This is a genomic window from Streptomyces sp. NPDC058145 (genome assembly GCF_042884245.1).
Classification (GTDB): Bacteria; Actinomycetota; Actinomycetes; order Streptomycetales; family Streptomycetaceae; genus Streptomyces.
Map to the genome: position 1 here is coordinate 460,145 of NZ_JBHVUH010000002.1, position 14,357 is coordinate 474,501.

General features: G+C 74.0%; 11 protein-coding genes and 1 pseudogene. 1 reads left to right on the forward strand and 11 read right to left on the reverse strand.

What is annotated here, in order from left to right:
• Positions 1 to 67: 67 nt before the first annotated feature.
• The 6 genes and pseudogenes from ACFVVO_RS05910 to ACFVVO_RS05935 form a co-directional block, all read right to left on the reverse strand.
• Entirely contained in the window at positions 68 to 1,681 is a 1,614-nt protein-coding gene (locus ACFVVO_RS05910) for a PP2C family protein-serine/threonine phosphatase (protein ID WP_390052354.1), read from the reverse strand.
• A pseudogene (locus tag ACFVVO_RS05915) lies at positions 1,573 to 2,523 on the reverse strand (SpoIIE family protein phosphatase); the annotation flags it as partial. The pseudogene ACFVVO_RS05915 and the gene ACFVVO_RS05910, both read right to left, overlap by 109 nt.
• Positions 2,520 to 2,975 carry an ATP-binding protein gene (locus ACFVVO_RS05920; protein ID WP_390052052.1) on the reverse strand — a complete coding sequence of 152 codons (456 nt, stop codon included), beginning with the start codon at positions 2,973 to 2,975 and terminating at the stop codon, positions 2,520 to 2,522. The gene ACFVVO_RS05920 and the pseudogene ACFVVO_RS05915, both read right to left, overlap by 4 nt.
• Positions 2,966 to 3,385 carry an STAS domain-containing protein gene (locus tag ACFVVO_RS05925; RefSeq protein WP_390052053.1) on the reverse strand — a complete coding sequence of 140 codons (420 nt, stop codon included), beginning with the start codon at positions 3,383 to 3,385 and terminating at the stop codon, positions 2,966 to 2,968. The genes ACFVVO_RS05920 and ACFVVO_RS05925 overlap by 10 nt, the downstream gene beginning before the upstream one ends.
• Positions 3,382 to 4,275 carry an STAS domain-containing protein gene (locus tag ACFVVO_RS05930; RefSeq protein WP_390052355.1) on the reverse strand — a complete coding sequence of 298 codons (894 nt, stop codon included), beginning with the start codon at positions 4,273 to 4,275 and terminating at the stop codon, positions 3,382 to 3,384. The genes ACFVVO_RS05925 and ACFVVO_RS05930 overlap by 4 nt, the downstream gene beginning before the upstream one ends.
• Before the next feature lie 152 nt (positions 4,276 to 4,427).
• The gene (locus ACFVVO_RS05935; protein ID WP_390052055.1) at positions 4,428 to 5,588 is read right to left on the reverse strand and encodes a PP2C family protein-serine/threonine phosphatase; all 1,161 of its coding nucleotides are present in this window, start codon (positions 5,586 to 5,588) and stop codon (positions 4,428 to 4,430) included.
• 184 nt (positions 5,589 to 5,772) lie between these two features.
• Here ACFVVO_RS05935 and ACFVVO_RS05940 point away from each other — a divergent pair, with 184 nt between their 5' ends.
• Positions 5,773 to 6,207 (forward strand): MarR family winged helix-turn-helix transcriptional regulator, encoded by a 435-nt coding sequence (locus ACFVVO_RS05940; protein ID WP_390052056.1) that lies wholly within the window; start codon positions 5,773 to 5,775, stop codon positions 6,205 to 6,207.
• A gap of 253 nt (positions 6,208 to 6,460) precedes the next feature.
• On the opposite strand, the gene ACFVVO_RS05945 is transcribed toward ACFVVO_RS05940, so the two are convergent.
• The 5 genes from ACFVVO_RS05945 to ACFVVO_RS05965 form a co-directional block, all read right to left on the reverse strand.
• Positions 6,461 to 7,303, reverse strand: coding sequence for an RNA polymerase sigma factor SigF (locus ACFVVO_RS05945; RefSeq protein WP_390052356.1), 843 nt, complete (start codon positions 7,301 to 7,303; stop codon positions 6,461 to 6,463).
• Positions 7,304 to 7,459: 156 nt separating this feature from the next.
• Positions 7,460 to 8,485, reverse strand: a complete 1,026-nt coding sequence (locus tag ACFVVO_RS05950; RefSeq protein WP_390052058.1) for an alpha/beta hydrolase — start codon at positions 8,483 to 8,485, stop codon at positions 7,460 to 7,462.
• Positions 8,485 to 11,463, reverse strand: coding sequence for an acyltransferase domain-containing protein (locus ACFVVO_RS05955; RefSeq protein WP_390052060.1), 2,979 nt, complete (start codon positions 11,461 to 11,463; stop codon positions 8,485 to 8,487). The genes ACFVVO_RS05950 and ACFVVO_RS05955 overlap by 1 nt, the downstream gene beginning before the upstream one ends.
• The gene (locus ACFVVO_RS05960; protein ID WP_390052358.1) at positions 11,460 to 12,542 is read right to left on the reverse strand and encodes a beta-ketoacyl synthase N-terminal-like domain-containing protein; all 1,083 of its coding nucleotides are present in this window, start codon (positions 12,540 to 12,542) and stop codon (positions 11,460 to 11,462) included. Before ACFVVO_RS05960 ends, ACFVVO_RS05955 begins: the two co-directional genes overlap by 4 nt.
• Positions 12,543 to 12,547: 5 nt before the next feature.
• Positions 12,548 to 14,248, reverse strand: a complete 1,701-nt coding sequence (locus tag ACFVVO_RS05965; RefSeq protein ID WP_390052062.1) for a fatty acyl-AMP ligase — start codon at positions 14,246 to 14,248, stop codon at positions 12,548 to 12,550.
• Between the last annotated feature and the right edge of the window lie 109 nt (positions 14,249 to 14,357).

The window sequence follows — 14,357 nt, forward strand, 5'->3', positions numbered from 1 at the left end:
GCGTCTCCATCCTGTTCCCATGGGACCTCCACGCTATCGCCCCCGCGCGGGGAGCGACCCCCCGGTGTCAGGACGGAGCGGTGCGGCACAGCAGAATGCAGACGTCGTCGTCGCGTTCGGAGTCGTGCGCCAGGGGCTTGAGCAGTGACTCGGCGCACCCTTCCAGGTCGTCCAGCACGGACTCGTCCAGTGCGGCCAGGGTCCGGCCGAGCAGTTCGATGCCCGGGTCGATGCCCCGGGTCCGCCGCTCGACCAGGCCGTCGGTGTAGAGGACGAGCGTCGAGCCGGGCGGCAGGTCCGCCGTGTGGTCCTCGTACTCGAACGGGATGGGCACGCCCAGCATGACGCCGGGCCTGGTGTCCAGCACGCGCACGGTGCCGCCGGGCGCGCGGACCACGGCCGGGGGGTGTCCGGCGGCGGCCCATACGACATGGGGGTCGCCGGGCCGGAACCGGGCGATCACGGCGGTCGCGTAGAGGTTCGGCTGCTGGTGGCGCAGCATGCGGTGCAGGCGGGTGAGGATCCGGGCGGGGCTGTCGTCCTCGAGCGCGTAGGCCCGCAGGGCGGTGCGCAGCTGGCCCATGATGACGGCGGCGCGCAGCCCGTGTCCGGTGACGTCCCCGACCACGGTCAGCAGGCTGCCGTCGGGGTGCGGGAAGGCGTCGTACCAGTCGCCGCCTATGTTGAGTCCCCGGGTGGCGGGGAGGTAGCGGGCCGCCAGTCGCAGCCCCTCGGTGGGGGGCAGGTCGGTGAGCTGGGCGCGTTGCAGCACTTCGGCGGTGTCCCGGTGCTGTTCGTAGCGGCGGGCGTTGTCCAGGGCGATGGCGGTGCGGCGGGCCAGTTCGACCAGCATCACGGTGGTGTCCTCGTCGAAGCGGTCGCCGGGCGCGGTGAGGGTGAGCACCCCCGCGGTGCGGCGCACGGTGAGGGGGATGCTCAGCAGCGGCCGGTCCGGGGACAGAGCGGAGGGCGGGAGGTCGTCGATGCCGGGGAGGGCGCCGGGACGCGGTCCGGCGTGCTGGGGACGGTCGTGGCGGGCGGCCGCGACCGCCGCGGCGGAGTGAGCGCCGTCCGGGCCCGCCGGTTCGTCGAAGAGCCATACGTCGACCCCGCTCGCGTACTCGGGGACGAGCAGCTCCGGGAGGCACCGCAGTATGTCCTCCTGGTCGAGGGACGCGGTCACGGCCGCGCTGGCGTCGGCGAGGAAGGTGAGCAGCCGCCGCGCCTTCTCGGCCTCGCCGCGGGCGGCTCGTTCCGCGTCGAGCAGTGCCCGCTGGGTTCGCGCGGCGGCGTCGAGTTCGGCGTGCAGGGCCAGCACGCCCTGGTTGGTCTGGTGTAGTTCCTCGCGGTGCAGGCGGAGCTGCCGCTCCGTCTCGTCCAGGCGGCGCAGGATCGCCGCAGTCTCGGCGTCCGCCGCCAGGACCGCTTCCGCGTGCGGGATGTCGTCGGGGCCCGCCGGCCGGGCGTCCGGCGCGGTCACGGGCGTCCGGCCGGGCGGTCGCAGGCCAGGACGGCCACGCAGGTGTCGTCGCGTACGGGGCTGGCGGCGCTGCTGGCGTCCCGGAGGACGGTCGCCGCGACCACGGCCGGATCGTGGCCGAGGAGGCCGGGGTCCTCGGGCGGCACCCATCGGCTGGGCAGTCCGTCGCTGTGCAGCACGAGCAGGCTGCCCGGCCGCCAGGGCAGGCGGTGCACGGGTACGGTCGCCGGGAACTGGGCGCCGACGATGCCGGGGTGGGAGACGAGGTGCTCCCACGAGCCGCTGGTGTGCAGCCGGGCGCCTATGTTGCCGACCCCGGCGAACGCCAGTTCCCCGCTGTCCGTGTCCAGTTGGGCCACGGCGACGGCGGCCCCGCGGGTGGGCCGCAGGGCGGGGTGCAGGTGCCGCAGGATCTCGTCGGGCGGCAGGTGCCCGGCGCCGTGCAGGGCGTCGACCGCCGCGTCGGAGGCGTGGGCGGCCCTGGCTCCGTGGCCGAGGCCGTCGGCGAGCATCAGGGTCGTGCGGGAGCCCGACCGGGCGCAGCTCCAGGCGTCCCCGGAGTACTCGGCCCGGGCGAGCGGGATGTTGATCCCACCGGCCGCGCGGATGTCGCGGGTCTGCCGCGGCCCGGGGTTCTGGTGGACGCGGGCCACCGCGACGGTGCCCCGGCGGGTGCTGTACAGATCGAACACGTCGGCGATGCGCCGGCACGTGCCCAGGCCGGCGCCGAGTGACGCCTCGCTGGTGGTGTGGCCGTCCCGCAGGGCCGCGGCGACGTCGGGGATGCCGGGGCCGTGGTCGAGGGCGGCGAGCTGCACGGCCGGGCCGCGGGCACCCGCCGTCGCACGGTCGACGAGGTTGATCAGCACGGTGCCGCCACCGGCGTGCTTGAGCAGGTTGGTCGCCAGCTCGGTGGCCACCAGGGCCGCGACCGCGGTGCGGTGGGCGTCGAGGCGGGCGTGGTAGCCCGCCTCCTCGGTCGCCACCCGGACGTCCCGTACGCGGGTGGAGTCGTGCACCGGGACGGTCCACACGCGTGTCATCCGGACCCCGGCCGGGCGGCGGGCACGCCGGTGACCCAGGCGACGAGGGTGACGACGGTGCCCTCACCGGGCGTGGTGTCGATGGTGAACTCGTCCACCAGCCGCCTGGCTCCGCTGAGGCCGAGTCCGAGGCCCCCGCCGGTGGTGTAGCCGTCGGTCGTGGCCAGCTCGACGTCGCGGATGCCGGGACCGGTGTCGCTGAAGGACAGCCGCAGTCCGCGCGCCGGCGCGTCGGTCACCGGGGTGATCAGCGCCTCGCCGCCGCCACCGTGGATCAGGGTGTTCCGGGCCAGTTCACTGGCCGCGGTGACGAGTTTGGTCTGCTGCACCAGTCCGAACCCGAGTTCGGCCGCGAACCGCCGCACCTGATGGCGGACCCACGCGAGGTCCGCGTCCGAGCCGATGGGCAGGCTCGTCGCGGTGACGGGATCGGAGGCCGGCGTCACGTGCACCCCGCAGCTTCGCCCGGGGCGGCTGTGGAGGCGTCCTGCCGGAGCAGCTCGAAGGCACGGTCGACGTCTAGCGCGGTCACCACGCCGGGCAGGGTCAGGCCCAGCTCGGCCAGGGTGATCGCCACGGCGGGCGCCATCCCGCACAGGACGGTACGGGCGGCCAGCAATCGGGCGTTGGCGGCGATCTCCGCGATGACGCGGCCGAGGAAGGAGTCGACGATGTCGACGCCGGAGACGTCGATGACCACACCGGTCGCCTCGCTGTGGGCCACCCGGTGGGCGATGTCCTGCTGGAGCTGCTCGGCCACGCCGTCGTGCAGCTCCCCCTGGAGGGAGACCAGCAGGGTGTCCCCCAGCACCAGGACCGGCACCGCGGCCAGGCTGCCCGGGAAGGGGGTGGGGAAGGTCATCGCGGGTTCACACCGGCCGCACGGCGGGAGACCTCGATGCCCTGCCGGGTGAGGGCGTAGGCCAGGGCGTCGGCCAGCGAACTGCGGGTGACGACCGAGCCCAGGTCGATGCCGAGGTGCACGATGGTCTGCGCGATGGCCGGGCGGATACCGGAGACGACGCACTCGGCGCCCATCAGGCGGGCCGCGGCGACCGTCTTCATCAGGTGCTGCGCGACGAGCGAGTCGACCGTGGGCACGCCCGTGATGTCGAGGATCGCGTACCGGGCCCGCTGCTCCACTATGGCCTGGAGCAGCGACTCCATGACCACCTGGCTGCGGGCACTGTCCAGGGTGCCGATCAGGGGCACCGCGACGATGCCGTCCCACAGGCTGATCACGGGGGTGGCCACTTCGAGCAGCTGCTGCCGCTGCCGCGCGATCAGCTCCTCGCCCGCGCCGATCGTCGTCTCCATGATCACCAGACGCAGGGTGCCCATCAGGACGGTGAGCGCCAGCAGGACGTCCCGCGTCTCATCGCCGGACGGGTCCTGGGCCTCGCCGTGCAGCAGATCGGCGGTCGCCGTCCGCAGGCCCGCGGCCTCGTCCGCGATCTGGGCGGGGCTGTATCCGCTGCGGGCCCGGGAGGCGGCCATGCGCCCGAGCTGCTCACGCGCCGAGTCGAAGCCGGGGGCCGCGACGTTCTCCAGCCTGCCGGTGGACGCGACGTCCGCCAGGGCGTCCACCACGGCCTTGCCCGCCTCCACGGCCTCGTCCCGGGAGACGGTGAAGACCGTCCTGAAGAGAGGCGCGTCCGCCCAGCGCTGGGCGATCTGCTCGCGACGGCGCTCCAGGAAGGCTCCCAGCTCCCGCGCCACCGACTCGGCCGTCGCCTGCTCCGACACTCGCATCATCTCCCACTGGAACAGGCCGTCGCGCCAGGACCGGCACCACTCTGTCAATTATTGCCTCATGACAAACATTAATGCCGCACGTGCCCCGGAAACGACACAGCATCGACACATTCACGCTCGCGCGCCCGGTGGCACGCGCTTGCGGCGGCTCAGCGTCCGCGCCAGTCCAGACAGACGATCAGGGCGTCGTCCTGCGGCACGGGCTGTCCGCGATGGCCGGTCAGCTCCCTCAGGATGGCACGCGGCACCTCGGCGGCCGACAGCAGGCGGGTGGACATGACCGCCCGGGCCAGCGCGGCGTCCCCGTACGCCTCACCCAGGGGTGAGGCGACCGCGTAGACCCCGTCGCTGACGAAGACCAGCCGGTCGCCGGGCTCCACCTGGAACTCCTGGGTCACGTAGTCGGTCTCCTCGAACATGCCCAGCGGGAGCTGCGCCTCGAAGGTCACGCGCTCGACCACGCCGTCGCGCAGCCGCAGCAGCTGCGGGGAGCCGGCGTCCACCATCTTCGCCCGGCCCGTGGCGAGTTCGAAGTCGAACATCAGCACCGAGAGATAGCAGCGCCCCCGGTAGTGGGCGTACACCGCCTGGTCGGCCAGCGCGGCCTGGTCGAGCAGGGCGATACCGGCCCGCCGGGCGTTGCGCAGGGCGTTGATGGCGAGGTTCGTCAGCAGGGAGGCTTCGATGCCCTCCCCCATGCCGTTGGTGACGTAGAGCATGAGGCGGTCCGCCGTGACGGACCAGTCGAAGTTGTCGCCGTAGATCGCGTAGGCCGGCTCCAGCTGCGCACCGAGTTCGAACTCGGGCCGGGCGCAGGAGCGGCCGGGCAGCAGCTGCCACTGCATCTCGGCGGCCAGCGTCAGCCGGTCCTTGCGCCTCGCCTGCAGATACACGTCCGTGTCGCGTTCGGCCACGACCACCTCGTGTCCGAGCACCTCGGCGATGTCCGCCAGCTCTCCCAGCAGGTCGGGCGCGACATCCCCGTCCGGCAGGGCGACCGACAGCACGCCCAGCCGGTCTCCGCGCACGGTGACCGGCAGATGGACGCGCACGGAACCGCCCTTGGCGCTCTCCACGAACGGCTCCTGCGCGCCGAAGGCACGGCCGACGGTGCTGTTGTGCAACGACACGGGCTCCGCGGTGTGCGGCAGCTCCGACACCGGCTGCAGGACGGTGAGGCCGTAGTCGGCCAGGAACAGCTCGACGGACTCCGCCGCGTACTCCTCGGCCAGCACCCGGCGCACGGCGTCGAGCAACTCGTCCGGGGCCGCCCTGCGCAGAGCACGCTCAGCGGTCACAAATCTGTTCACGATCTTGAATACACCCATCCTTCGGCGGACATATAGGGATCCCGCCCGGGCCGAGCCGCGCCGGCGTCCGAACCATCTCTTGCCAATACCGGCACCTAGTACGCTGGCAACCGTCCCAGGTGCCTGCGAGAGTGTGACGGTGACTGTCTTCCACCCCCGCCCAGAGCCTGTCGAGGTCGCCCACGTGACCTTGACGGCCGTGGAGTTGCTGGAAGTCCTGTGGGGCCGGGCATCGACCGCGCCGGCTTCTCCGTCCCAGATGCGCGTGCTGCTGATGCTCGAGCACCACGACGGGATCAATCTGCGTACACTCGCCGATTCTCTCGCCTCCACGCCCCCGTCCACCAGCCGGCTCTGCGACCGGCTGGTGGCCGCCGGCTTCGTCGAGCGCGCGATCAGCCCCGCCGACCGGCGCGAGGTGCGGCTGCATCTCAGCAACCGCGGCCGCGCCTTCCTCGACGATCTGCGCGCGCGCCGGGAGAAGGAGTTGCAGGCGGTGCTGGAGCGGATGCCCGCCACCAAGCGCACCGCCCTCCTCGAAGGGCTGGAGGCGTTCTGCGACACGGCGGCGTCGCGGATACACGACGACGCCCCGCGCGCCGGCGACCGGACGGCCTGAGCGCAGGGCCGGACCACCGATCGCTCCGGCATGACGGGGCTCGGGTGGCCGGCACACGGAGCGATCTCCGCCCACCGGAACATTGCGGATCCTTCCCCGTGCGGTACGACTGGGCTACTTTGTTGTCTCACGGGCATAGTTGTCAAACGGCAACTGTTTGGGATTCCTGGGCGACCGATCCATCACGGGGGAAGGGAACGCGCTGAGCGCGACGACGGGACCCGCCGGCCGTCCGGCCGACGGGTCCCGGATGTCAGGCGGTGCTGAGCATGCCTTCGCGCAGCCGGCCGAGGAGTCGGGAGATCAGCCGGGAGACGTGCATCTGGGAGACGCCGAGACGCTCGCCGATCTGGGCCTGGGTGAGTTCCTCGACGAAGCGCCAGTGGATGATCTTGCGGTCGCGTTCGCCGAGCTCGGCGATGAGCGGGGCGAGGGAGTGGAAGTCCTCGATCAGACCGAGGGCGGCGTCCTCGTTGCCGATGAAGTCCGCGAGCGCGGCCTCGCCGTCCTCGCTGCCGCCGATCGTCGCGTCCAGGGAGGCCGAGGTGTACCCGTTGGAGGCCAGCTGGGCCTCGACGACCTCGCTCTCCGGCAGGCTCATCAGCTCGGACAGCTCCTTGGTCGTCGGCGTCCGGCCCAGGCGGCTGCGCAGTTCCTCGTTGGCGCGGGCGAGCTGGACGCGGGCCTCCTGGAGCCGGCGCGGGACGTGCACGGCCCAGGAGGTGTCGCGGAAGAACCGCTTGATCTCACCCACGATGTAGGGGACGGCGAAGGAGGTGAACTCGACCTCGCGGGACAGCTCGAACCGGTCGATGGCCTTGATCAGGCCGATCATGCCGACCTGGACGATGTCCTCCATCTCGTCCGCGCCCCGGCTGCGGAACCGGCCGGCCGCGTAGCGGACGAGGGACATGTTCATCTCTATCAGCGTGTTGCGCGCGTACTGGTACTCGGGCGTCCCCTCCGCCAGCACCGTCAGCCGGTCGAAGAACTGCTTCGACAACTCACGCGCGTCCTTCGGTGCGATCCTGGAAGGGTCCGCGATCTCCGGAACGCCCACCGCCTGCCCAGCGGTCCGTACGGCCGTCGTCACCATCCTGCGCCCCTCCCAATCGATCATGTTTACCTGCGCCGGCACATCACCCGGCAAGCAGGCGAATACCCCGGCCATCGACGGGCATTCCTCGAACATTTCTCAATCCACGCCCGCCTCTCCACCCTTCTCACACCTTCCTTCACCTGGCCGACCCGCTCAGTCCGTGCCGAGCCCGAGTCCGGCGGCCAGCGTCGGCCAGGACGCCTCGAACTCGCCCCGCCACGCGGACCACGCGTGCGTCCCGCCCCGGTACAGGTGCGCCCGTACCGGCACGCCGAGGTCGGTGAGGTGCCGGACGAACCCCTGCGCCTGCCACCACAACGTGCCCTCCAGGATGGCGCCGTCGAGGTTGCCGAAGTCGTCGTTGGGGATGCCGCTGCCCTGCGAGACGTACAGGCGGGTGCCCTTGAGCCGCGCGGCCAGACGGTACGGGTTGTGCGCCGTCCAGTCCGCCCGCTGGAGCAGGGGGCTGCCCCACAGGGTGGCCGGCAGCCGTCCCTCCCGGGCGATGATCGCGTCGACGACCGAGGTCATGCCGGGGGCCGACGTGTCGAGGATCCCGCTGTACGACGCGGCTGCGGCGAAGGCGCCGGGCCGGCGTGCCGCGAGTGCCAGGGCGCCGTAGCCGCCCGTGGACACTCCGGCGACGGCCCGGCGCGGTCCCGCGTGGAACTCGTCGCGCAGCAGTCCCCTGACCTCGTCGACCTGGAAGGTCTCGTAGTCGGGTGTGCGGCGGCCGAAGTTCCACCAGTCGGTGGGGATGCCGGTGGGTCCCGCCGACGGCATGACGGTGATGACGTCCTGGCCGGCCAGGAACTCCTCGACATCCGTCTCCCGGGTCCACGAGGTGTAGTCGTCGTGCGCGCCGTGCAGCAGGTAGAGCACGGGCCGCTCGCGCTCGGGCGCTTCGGCGTACGAGACCGGGAGCAGGACGCGCACCGGGACGTCGGCGCCCACGGCCGGGGAACGGACCGTCAGGTCGACGGTCCGCTCGTCGAGCCAGTGCCGCCCGACGACGCGGGCGCCGTCGTCGGCTCCTGCGGCCCGCCGGGTGGACGGGGCCGGCGCGCCCTGTGCCGTGGACGCCTCGAGCGCGCCGCCCGTGGCGAGCAGGGCGGCGGTGACGGTGAGTACGGCGAGGCGGGCGCGGGGGGATCCGCGGTGCCGGCGGCTTCGGCGCATCAGGGCTCCAGGGTTTCGGCGGCGGACTCGGACGGGCCGAGGGCGCGGGTCAGCTCCCCGGCGAGGGCGTCCACCGCGGGTGGGTCGAGCAGCTCCAGGTGGTGGCCGGGGAGATCGGTCACGGTGAGGTCGGGACAGTGGGCGTCCCAGCCGAGCGTGGCGTCGGTGCGTTCGTAGCGGGCGTCGCGGACCGTGTGGGGTGCCTGTCGTGTCGCCCGGTAGAGGAGGGTTCTGCCCGGGTACGGGCCCGGTGTGTGGAGTTCTCCGCCGCGCAGGTCCAGGTACGAGGCGCGCTGGTGCGCCAGGACGGCGGCGGGCAGGTCGACGGCCTTCTCCAGGAGCCGCAGTACGCGGTCGATCTGTTCGGTGTGGTGCAGGGACCCCAGTTCCTCGTAGGGCAGCATCAGGTCGGCCCCGTACGTGGTGCGGACGTACCGCGCGAAGTCCGCGAAGCGGCGCCGGGCCTCGTCGGCCGGGGTGGCCGCGGGCGGGGCCGGCAGCGGCAGCACCGAGTCGATGAGGACCAGCGCGGCGACCTCGCCGTGCCCGCTCAGCAGCCGGGCCGTCTGCTGGGCGACGACCCCGCCGTACGACCAGCCGCCCAGTACCCACGGGCCGGCGGGCCGCAGCAGGCGGATCCGGCGGGCGAACTCGCGGGCGCGGCCCGGCACGTCGTCCGGGCCTTCGAGGCGGTCGAAGCCGAGCACCGGCCGCTGTCCGTCCAGGCGCGCGGCCAGGCGCCCGTACACGTCGGAGGAACCGCCGGCGGCGTGCGCCAGGAACAGCGGCGGGTGCGGGCCGTCGCCGGGGAACGAGCGGAGGACGCCGGGCGTGCCGAAGGAGGGCTCCTCGGGAGCGGCGAGCGGGGCGGCCACGGGGGCGTCGCCGAGCAGCGCCGCCACCGCGCGCAGCGTCCCCTGGCGCAGCAGTACACCGAGTTCGGGGGCCGCCCCGAACTCACGCGCCACGGCCGTGCGGATGCGGACCGCGGTGAGCGAGTCGAGACCGAGGTCGGTGAGGGGGACGTCCGGGTCGAGCCGGTCCGGGCCGAAGCCCATGATGTGCGCGACGAGCGTGCGCAACCGGTCCAGCGGGGTCGTCGCGGCCGGCCGTGCCTCGGGTGCGGGGGCCGGCTCGGGCCGCTCGCCCGCCCAGAACCGGCGGCGGTGCCAGCGGGGTGAGGGGACGTCCGTGATCCGGCCGCCCCGGTGCAGCGTCTCCCGCGCCTCGGGTATGCGCACGCCGTGCACCAGGAGCGTGGCGAGGCCGGTGCGGAAGGAGACCGCGTCGTCGGCGCCGCGCCGCAGGGTCGGGACGATCAGCGCGTCGGGCGCGCCGGCGGCCTCCAGCGTCCGCGCGAGCGGGTGCGCCTGGGTGGGGTGCGGGGCGACCTCGAGGAACACGCGGTGGCCGTCCTCCGCCGCCGCGCGGACCGCCTGTTCGAAGCGGACCGGACGGCGCAGGTTCGCCAGCCAGTAGGCGGTGTCGTAGGGGTCGCCGGCCCGGGGGTCGTCCAGGACCGTGGAGTACCGGCGGCATCCGGGCCCGGTGGGCCGGACGGCGCCGAGTTCCCACGCGAACTCCTCGAGCAGCGGTTCGACGTCGGGCGAGTGTCCCGCCACCGGCACCGGCATGGTCCGTGCGAAGGCGCCGTCGGCGGTGACCCGGGCGACGAGCGCCGCCACCTCCCGTGCCGCTCCGGTGACCACGCACTGCTCCGGTGAGGCGTACACCGCGACGTGCAGCGTCGGCAGGTCGCGGGTGATCGGGCCGATGGCCTCGGGGGCAAGGTCGACGACGGCCATCGTGCCGCCCCGTACGGTGGCCAGGAGGCGGGAGCGGGAGGCGACGATCCGGGCCCCGGCCGACGGGTCGAGGGCGCCGGCCGCGACCGCCGCCGCGATCTCGCCGAGCGAGTGGCCGATCACCGCCGAGGGCTCCACGCCGTAGGAGCGCCAGAGTTCGGCGAGCGCGAGCTGGAGGCCGTAGAGCGCCGGCATCACGACGGTGAGCGCGGACAGGTCGGCGTCGGGTGCGATCGCGGCGCGCAGCGAGATTCCGGCGTGTTCCCGCAGGACCGGTTCGAGCCGTTCGACGGCCGCCGCGAACACCGGTTCCTCGTCGAGCAGTTCCCGTCCCATGCCGGGCCACTGCGCGCCGTATCCGGAGAAGACCCACACCGGTCCCGGAGCGTCGGCGGCGAGCGGAGCGCGGCCGGCCGTGACGAGGTGGGCGTCCGGGTCGCCGGCGGCGAGGCGGTGCAGGGCGGTCGCGGTGGCGGCCCGGTCCCGGCCGACGACGGCCGCGCGCCGCTGACCGCGGCCGGTGCGGCCCGCAAGGGTCCGGGCGACGTCGGCGAGCCGGGCGCCGCGGCTCGCCGGCGAGTCCAGCCACCGCGCCAGCTCTCCCGCCTGGGCGCGGAGGCGGGGGTCGGTGGGGGCGTCGAGCAGCACCACGGCCGGCTGGGACGGTGCGGGTGCGGGGCTGCCGGAGTCCCGTGCCGGGTGTTCCGTGAGCACCACGTGCGCGTTGGTGCCGCTGAAGCCGAACGCGGACACGCCCGCGGTCGCCGTGCCCGAGTAGCGCGGCCACGGTTCGGGGGAGGTGACCACACGCAGGCGCAGCGCGTCCAGGTCGAGGTGCGGGTTGGGCCGGCCGAAGTGCAGTTGCCCGGGCAGCTCGTCGTGGTGCAGGGCGAGGACCGTCTTGATGAGTCCGGCGATCCCGGCGGCCGCCTCCAGGTGGCCGATGTTCGTCTTCACCGAGCCGAGCAGCAGCGGCTGTTCCGGAGGGCGGCCCCGGCCGAGCACCGCGCCCAGCGCGCCGGCCTCGACCGGGTCGCCGAGCAGGGTGCCGGTGCCGTGCGCCTCCACGTAGTCCACCAGCCGGCCGTCCGGGCCGTGCGCCCGGGCCAGCAGGGCCCGCTGTGCGGAGGCGTTCGGGGCGGTCAGGCCGTTGGAGCGGCCGTCGGAGTTCACCGAGGTGCGGTGATCACGGCGAGGACCCGGTCCCCGGCCCGCTCGGCGTCGGCGAGGCGTTTGAGGACGACGACGCCGCAGCCCTCGCCGCGGACCATGCCGTCGGCCGCCGCGTCGAACGCCTTGCACCGCCCGTCGGCGGCCAGTGCGCCCGCCCGCTGGAGGCCCAGCGTCACGGTGGGAGAGAGCAGCACGTTGACGCCGGCCGCGAGCGCCACGTCGCAGGTGCCGTCGGCCAGGCCGCGCACCGCGTGGTCCACGGCCACCAGCGACGACGAACAGGCCGTGTCGACGGCCAGGCTCGGGCCGCGCAGGTCGAGCGCGTAGGAGAGCCGTCCCGCGGCCACGCTCAGAGCGGCCCCCGCCGCCGTCCACGGTGTCACCGACTCCGGTCGCGCCGCGGTGAGATGGGCGTACTCGGTGCCGCTGATCCCGACGAACACCCCCGTCCGGGTCCCGGCGAGCGAGGGTGCCGGGATCGCCGCGTGGTCGAGGGCCTCCCGGGTGACCTCCAGGAGCATCCGCTGCTGCGGGTCGAGGGCCACGGCCTCGTCGGCGGCGATGCCGAAGAACTCGGCGTCGAAGTCCTCCAGACGGCCGAGGAAGCCGCCGTGTCCGACGATGTCGCCGGGCAGCTCGGACCCGGCCGGCAGGAACCGCTCCCAGCGCCCCTCGGGCACCGTCCCGACGGCGTCCCGGCCCTCGGCGAGCAGGTGCCAGAACGCCGCCGGGGAGTCGGCCCCGCCGGGGAATCGGCAGCCGACACCGACCACGGCGACGGGCGCCCCGGCTGCGACGGGTGTCCCGGCCGGCGGGGCAACGGCGGTGACCTCGTCGGCCCGGGGCTCCCCGTCCGCGGTGAGGGCCGCCACGAGCGCTCCGAGGGTCGGTGTCTCCCACAGCAGCGTCGCGGGCAGCCGCCGCCCGGTGACCTGGCCGAGGAGCCCGGTGAGGGCGACGGTGTCCCGGGAGGTGAGTCCCAGTTCGGCGAGCGGCCGGTCGTCGGTCACGTCCTCGGGTGCCACCCCGTACCAGTCGCCGAGCCGCGAGACGAGCACCTCGCGGATGCGCCGCGCCATGGTCGTCACAGCGCCTCCGCGCGCAGCGCGCCGGAGAGGAACCGCTCACGGCAGGCGGCCCGCGCCACCTTCCCGCTGGACGTGCGCGGCACCGTGCCCGCCGCCACCAGCATGAGCTCGGCCAGCCGCAGTCCGTGCCGTGCCGCGACCGCGGCCCGCGCGTGGGCCAGGGTCTCCCGCACCGCCGCCGGGTCCGCCCCGGCGTCCCGCCGCACCTCGGCCACCACCACGAGGTCCTCGTCCGGCGAGTCGTCCCCGCGCGGCACCTGGAAGGCGGCGAGCCGGTCCCTGCGCACCACCGCCACCGCGGACTGCACGGTCTCCTCCACGTCCTGCGGATAGTGGTTGCGGCCGTCCACGATGATCAGGTCCTTCAGACGTCCGGTCACCAGCAGCCTCCCGTCGTGCAGCGCACCCAGATCGCCGGTGCGCAGCCAGCCCTCGCGGAACGTCTCGGCGGTGCGCTCGGACTGCTTCCAGTAGCCCGCGCCGACGTTGGGCCCGCGCAGCTGGATCTCGCCGACCCGGCCTTCGCCGAGCACGGTCCCCGACTCCGGGTCGGCGATGCGCACCTCCTGCCCGACCGGCCGGCCGCACGCGGTGAGCAGCGCCGTCCCGCCGGGGTGCTCCTCGACGCGGCCCGCGGCGAGGGCTCGCGCGTCGCACGCCACCGTCCTCGGTGGCTCGTCGCGCCGGTCCGCGGTCACGAACACGGTGGCCTCGGCGAGCCCGTACGCGGGACACAGCGCCTCGGCGGCGAGGCCGGCCGGGCCGAACCTGCCGAGGAACCGGTCCAGGGTGCCGGGCCGCACCGGTTCGCTGCCGTTGAGCAGCGCCGCCACCCGGTCGAGCCGCAGACCGGCCGCCTCGTCCTCGTCGACGCGCGTGACGCAGTAGTCGAACGCGAAGTTGGGTGCCGCGCTGATCGTCCCCGGGTAGCTGCCGAGCAGGCGCAGCCAGCGCGCCGGCCGTTCGAGGAACGCCACCGGGTCGAGCAGCACGGAACCGAACCCGGCGAAGACCGGCGCGGCCACGCTCAGCACCAGGCCCATGTCGTGGAAGAGCGGCAGCCAGCCCACGGTCGTGCTGCGCCCGGGTTCGGCGTCGAAGGCGGTGACGGCCTGCCGCGCGTTGGCGACGACGTTCGCGTGGGTCACCATCACTCCGACCGGGCTGCGGGTTGAGCCCGAGGTGTACTGCAGATACGCCACGTCGTCCGGGGCGGGCCGGGGCAGCTCCGCCGCGGGTGGGCCGTCCGGCAGCGCGTCCACCGCGGTCACGGGCAGCCGGCCACCGGTCGCCCGGTCCACCGTGGCCAGCGACGGCGTGTCCGTCAGCACGTGGGCCGGCTCGCAGTCGTCGAGCACCGCGGCCAGCCGCCCCTCGTGGCCCGCCAGGTCGGGGGTGAACAGGGGAACCGCGATCACCCCCGCGTACAGGCAGCCGAGGAAGGCCGCCGTGTAGTCCAGCCCCTGGGGCAGTAAGAGCGCCACTCGCTCACCGGCCCGTGCCGTGCCCCGCAGGTGCCCGCCGATCGCGCGCGCCCGCGCGTCCAGGCCCTGCCAGCTCAATGTGCGGTGCAGGCCGGATGCGTTCGGTTCGGGGAACTCCACGTGGGTGACGGCACGTTCGTGAGCCCGGTGGGTCGCCCAGTGGCTCAGCCGGTCGGTCAGCAGCGGCGCGGGCTCGAACGGAGTCTCGGTCATCTCAACTCCCTGAGATAGCTCACGGTTCAACTGGGGCCCCAAGGTTCCGCCGCCGTGCCGCACCTGAAGAAGACGGGGTGCTGACAGTTCGGCCGGTGCGAACTGTCAG